Below are 5,550 nucleotides of genomic sequence, written 5' to 3'. Positions count from 1 at the left end.
AGAGCGCTTCTTTCTCTGAAGGCTTAAACTGGCAATCTCCTTCTGCCGTGTAGGCATAGCCATACTTAGAGTAGATTTCATCAAGTAACTCAGATAATTTTTTACCTGTTACACTGATCATCTCAACCAGTAAGCTTGAAGCAAATACGCCATCCTTACCTTTGATATGACCTCGAATGGTTAAACCTCCCGAACTTTCACCACCAATCAGTGAATCATCTGCTTCCATTTGAGAGCTGATATGCTTAAAGCCTACAGGAACCTCAAAGCTCTTCTCACCATGATCTGCCGCTACTTTGTCGAGTAGATGCGTGGTGGCGATGTTACGAACAACAGAGCCCTTCCAGCCTTTGTATTCCAGTAAGTAGTAGTAAAGTAGGAGTAGCACTTCGTTAGGGTGAATGAAGTGACCTTTCTCATCAATGATGCCTAAACGGTCGGCATCGCCATCAGTACCAATACCAATGTCATATCCTTCTGCTGCCACCAAGTGCTTCAAGCGATAGAGCGTAGCGGCATTCGGAGAAGGCATTAGACCCCCGAAATCTGGGTTCTTACCATCGTTGATTACGTCGACATCACAGCGACCGTTGATCAGTACGGTTTGCAGAGCATTTTTCGCAACACCAAACATTGGATCAATCAGTACGCGCAGGTTGGCTTTCTTAATCGAATCGATATCGATGAAGTTGATGATTGAATCAACAAAGTCGTTCATCGGGTTGATGATCTCGATTTCTTTGTCGTTTAACGCTTGTTCAAAATCGACTCGTATAACATCTTCGTTGGTCAGTGTTGCGATTTGCTGTTCGATCTTCTCTGTGATGATCTCGTCAGCATCGCGTCCACCTTCAATGAAGATCTTTATGCCGTTATAGTCCGCTGGGTTGTGAGAAGCGGTAATACACGCAGAGTAAATACATCCCATCTCTTTTGCTTGGAACATCACGATAGGTGTTGGAACGAACTTATCAATGAAGCTTACTTTGATGTTGTTCGCCGCAAGTACTTCTGCAAACCAGCATGCCGCTTTATCTGAAAGGAAGCGACGGTCATAGCCAATAACGAAGCCATTCTTGGCTGCATCTTCATTATTGATGATGTTAGCGAGCGCTTGCGCTACAAGGCGAACATTGTCTCTGGTGAACTCTTCACCAATGAAAGCGCGCCAGCCACCTGTACCAAATTTAATCATTAGAAAATCCTTTTAGTCTCATTGCCTCAAGTCGATAAAGACTTGAGGCAAGAGCTGTTCGTTAAATTAAGTGACTAGCCTAGAACAACGACAACATCGTTCACGCTGCCTTCTGCTTGTACTGGGATTGCACCTTCAACTGACTCACCGTTGATAGTGATAGAGGTAACCCCTTTGCTTACTGCATTCGGGTTTTGCACTGTGATGTTGTAAGTCGCGCCACGCCATTGACGAGTAACCTCGAATTCCGGCCAATCAGTCGGGATACAAGGATCGACTGTTAATCCTTCAAAGCCTGTGCGAACACCAAGAATAAAGTTGGTTACCGCGAAGTAAGCCCAACCAGAGGTACCCGTTAACCAAGGGTGGTTTGCACGACCATGGTCTTGATGATCTTTACCCATGATGAACTGCACGTACGAGTATGGTTCTGCGTAACGTGTTTCAATCATGTCGTTTTGGTTGTACGGGTTCAGTGCGTCGTAGAACTTCATCGCACGGTCACCACGACCTAGCTTCGCTTCTGCTACCCAAGCCCATGGGTTCGGGTGAGAGAAGATTGCGCCATTCTCTTTTACGCCTTGATAAACGCGAGTCACAAAGCCGATATCATCGTTTGGTGTTGCGAATGAAGGAGAATTTAGGTGCAAGCCGTATTCAGAGAATAGGTTCTCATCAACAGCGTCCATCGCTTTCTCGCCACGCTCTTGAGAAACCGCGCCAGATAGAACCGCTAGCGTGTTTGACTCAAGGTGTACACGACCTTCAGCTTGTTGAGCGGTACCGATCTTGTCGCCATTTTTTGTTAGACCACGGATGTACCAGCCACCTTCGTCATCCCATAGGTGTGTTTCACACGCTTCACGTACGTTCGCGGCCATTTCTGTGTATTTAGCAACGTCAGCATCGTTATTACGGAACTTAGCAAGATCTAGGAATTCTTGTAGAGCCCAGAAGTGCAAGAATGAAACCATTGAAGATTCACCGCCACCAAGGTTTAAACAGTCATTCCAGTCTGCACGAAGACCCTTACAGATACCGGTTTGCCCCACGTATTCTGCAGAGAAGTTCAGTGCCGCTTTCATGTGTTCATAAACGGTCGCTTCGCCACCGTCTGCGTATGGAATTACTTCATCAAAGAAGTCGTGTTCACCGGTTTCCATTACATACTTGATGATAGTCGGAACGATCCATAAGTGATCATCAGAACAGGTGTCTTCAATGCCGTGGATCTTGTCGTCATCTGACGGTGTTGGAACAACCGTTGGTGATTTTGAAGGTTCAATGTCTGCTTTTTCTGGATCGAACCAGTCTGGATCGAACAAGTGTAGACCATAGCCCGCTTTCACTTGGCCGCGAAGCAGGTCGATAATACGTTTCTTGGTCATTTGTGGGTTGGCATGAGGTACTGAGATTGCGTCTTGCGCAGTATCACGGTAACCAAGGCCAGTACGACCACCCACTTCAATGAAGGATGCAAAGCGAGACCAAACAACACAGGTTTCCGCTTGGTATAGCGTCCATGTGTTGATCATGGTGTCTAAGCCTTCGTTTGGAGACTTAACTTGGAATTTGTTGCAACGCTCGTCCCAGTGATCTTTGATGCCTTGGAAAGCGGCATCGACGTTGGCTGTGTCTTGGTACTTTTCACGTAGGCGCTCGCCGTTTCCTTTACCGATACCGAGTACATAAGCAAAGCGAACTTCTTCACCCGGCTGAATCGTAAATTGCTTGTGCAGAGAACCACAGTGGTTGTAACAGGTTTGAGCGCTGTTAGAACATTTACCGTTCTCAACGGCAATTGGGTTCGCTTCATCACGGTACATGCCAAGGAAGTTATCACGTTGGCCGTCGTAGCTGTCTGGTGAGAAAGTTGAAGCTAGGTAGTAGAAACCTTCAAAGTCGTTAGTGTTGTAGTACAGGTCGTATTCAAGAACACCTTCTTGGTAAGACGTCCCCGCAGAGTACAAAGACATCTGATGGTTCTGGTTATCCGATTGAATATGGCTGAACGAGAACTCAACAAATGAGAAAGTACTGATGGTTCTTGGTTTGTCAGTGTTGTTTTTCAGCACGACGTCCCAAACTTCCGCATCTTCACCCTTAGGAACGAATAACGTTTTGGTTGCTGTAATACCACTGTATTCACACTTGAATTTTGAGTATGACAGGCCGTGACGAACTTCGTAGTTCGCTTCATCTAGGTTCTTTGCCACTGGCTGCCAAGAGATAGACCAGTAATCGCCCGTCTCATCATCACGCAGGTAAACATAGTGTCCTGGACGGTCGAAGGTGCCGTTTGGACGGAATTTAGTAACACGGTTGTATTCCGGAGAATTGTAGAACGAGTAGCCGCCAGCATTGTGCGAAATTACGGTACAAAACTTTTCAGTACCTAGGTAGTTGGTCCAAGGTGCTGGTACATCAGGGCGAGTGATGACGTATTCGCGATTATCGTTATCGAAATAGCCGTATTTCATTGTCATTTCCTTTTTAACAAACTGCATCTATGCAGCTAATTTTTAAATAATGATGCTGAGTCGAATCTGACTGAGCACCTTAATCAGGGAAGCAAGCACTCGACTTGAGTGTGCTTTGGCTTCGTTTTATTCAGCTTTCCAAGGGTTGCGATAATCAACATTGAGTCTGTCGAGTAATGGCAGGTGACCCTTTAGGCGAGATAGGTAATCTAGCCAGTTTCGGTTGTTTTTATGTGTCCAACATCCTTCAGCTAAAGCGCTAATTCTTGGAAATACCATGTAATCCATGCGCTTTTGATTGGTAACGATCTCACACCATAGAGCACACTGAATTCCGCGGATCCGCTTACGAATTGGATCGGTGTCGGATATCTCAGCGAGGGCTTCGTAGGTATAAGCTTGTTCTAAGGGGATAACGGCAGCCCAATCTACGCCCGGTTCTTCCGGTGCATAATCTTGGGTCATGTCGAGATAGGTAAACTGTGCTGGTTGCAGCACCACATCAAAGCCTTGGCGAGCGCAATTGATAGCAGCTTCTTCACTGAGCCATGAATAGATGATGGTCTCTTTGCTCACCTTGTCGCCGTGCTGTGCTTCTTCCCAGCCCACCATGCGCTTACCGAGTTGTTTGAGTTTGTTTTCGGCATAACGGAATAGGTGGCCTTGTAAATCTTTGCTGTCTTGATATTGATGTTCTTTCATCAGAGCTTGAGCAGCAGGGCTGTTGGTCCACACACCGGGTGGTACTTCGTCTGCGCCCATGTGGATCAATTCGCTAGGGAAAAGCTCTGCAACTTCTTCAATAACGGCATCTAGGAACTGATAAGTACCTGGCAAGCCTGGATTTAGTACGTTGTCGTTGTAGTGCTGAATACTCTTGTATTGTGTGGTGTCTGCTTGCTCAACTAGCATGTCAGGCAGTGACTTTATTGCGGCGCGGCAGTGTCCCGGGATATCGATCTCTGGGATCACCGTGATGCTACGCTGCTCTGCGTATTCAATGACTTCACGAACCTGTTGTTGCGTGTAGAAACCGCCATAGTTATCCGCAATGTGGGTGTATTGCGGTTCTAATGCATGATCAGGACCGCGCCATGCGCCGACTTCAGTTAGCTGAGGTAGGCTCTTGATCTCGATTCTCCAACCTTCATCATCGGTTAGGTGCCAATGAAAAACGTTGAATTTGTAGTGCGCTAGTTGATTGATTAAGCGCTTCACTTGCTCTACTGAATGGAAGTGGCGCGCGCAATCCAACATCATGCCTCGGTACTTAAAGCGAGGGTGATCGGCGATTTTGCAGCATGGAATAGAAAAATTTTCGACATCCAGTTGTTGAACCAATTGAATCAGACTTGCCACGGCGTGTGTAAACCCAGACTGGCTACCTGATTCAACAATTATTTGTTGTTCAGTAATGCGGAGTTTGTATTCTGCTTCGTCTAATGTTGGATTGCTGCGAAATAGAATGTCGCCGCTTTCGTTTTTTGAAAGTTCAGTTGAAAGCTCATTCGAAAGAGATATTTCAAAGGTAGAAAGTAACTCTTGCTGCAACCAAGAGACGGCTTTATCTGCAAGGTGAGATTGAACCTCAACCTTGCATTCACAGCTTAGCGCGAAGCTACCTTGCTTGAGTTCGATCTGATTTGGTTGAGGAATCAATGCAATTTCAGCAGCGTTAACTTCAGGCATTTGATTACGTTCACGGTACGGCGAAGCCAGTACTATGGGTGATATCGCGACAGGCAGTACCGATGTTTCTCCATCATGATGTGATTGGATAAAGGCATCATTAAGGCCATCAGAATAGAAGCGGAATGGGGCGCTTTGAATACTGAATTCAAGGTAGTAATGGTTATTGGCCTTTAACACGGGCGC

General features: G+C 46.3%; 3 protein-coding genes. All 3 read right to left on the bottom strand.

The features are described 5' to 3' along the window. Positions 1–1,195, bottom strand: a 1,195-nt coding sequence (locus tag AB4653_RS23480) for a phosphoglucomutase/phosphomannomutase family protein (RefSeq protein WP_372105449.1), incomplete at its 3' end; no start/stop codon positions are given. A gap of 74 nt (positions 1,196–1,269) precedes the next feature. Beyond that, a complete protein-coding gene (locus AB4653_RS23475; RefSeq protein WP_102257746.1) occupies positions 1,270–3,675 on the bottom strand; it encodes a GH36-type glycosyl hydrolase domain-containing protein in 2,406 nt (801 codons plus the stop codon). A gap of 126 nt (positions 3,676–3,801) precedes the next feature. Then, a partial coding sequence (locus tag AB4653_RS23470; protein WP_372105448.1) for a beta-N-acetylhexosaminidase occupies positions 3,802–5,550 on the bottom strand: 1,749 nt, incomplete at its 5' end.

Origin of the sequence: Vibrio sp. 10N.222.48.A3 (genome assembly GCF_041475345.1) — a bacterium.
GTDB lineage: Bacteria > Pseudomonadota > Gammaproteobacteria > Enterobacterales > Vibrionaceae > Vibrio > Vibrio tasmaniensis_A.
The sequence above is the reverse complement of the archived record's forward strand: the minus strand, read 5'-3'. Positions and strand labels throughout refer to the sequence as shown.

What these genes read in the sequence shown, in the direction of transcription:
- AB4653_RS23475 (WP_102257746.1), bottom strand. Translation starts at nt 3,675, where the DNA reads ATGAAATACGGCTATTTCGATAACGATAATCGCGAATACGTCATCACT.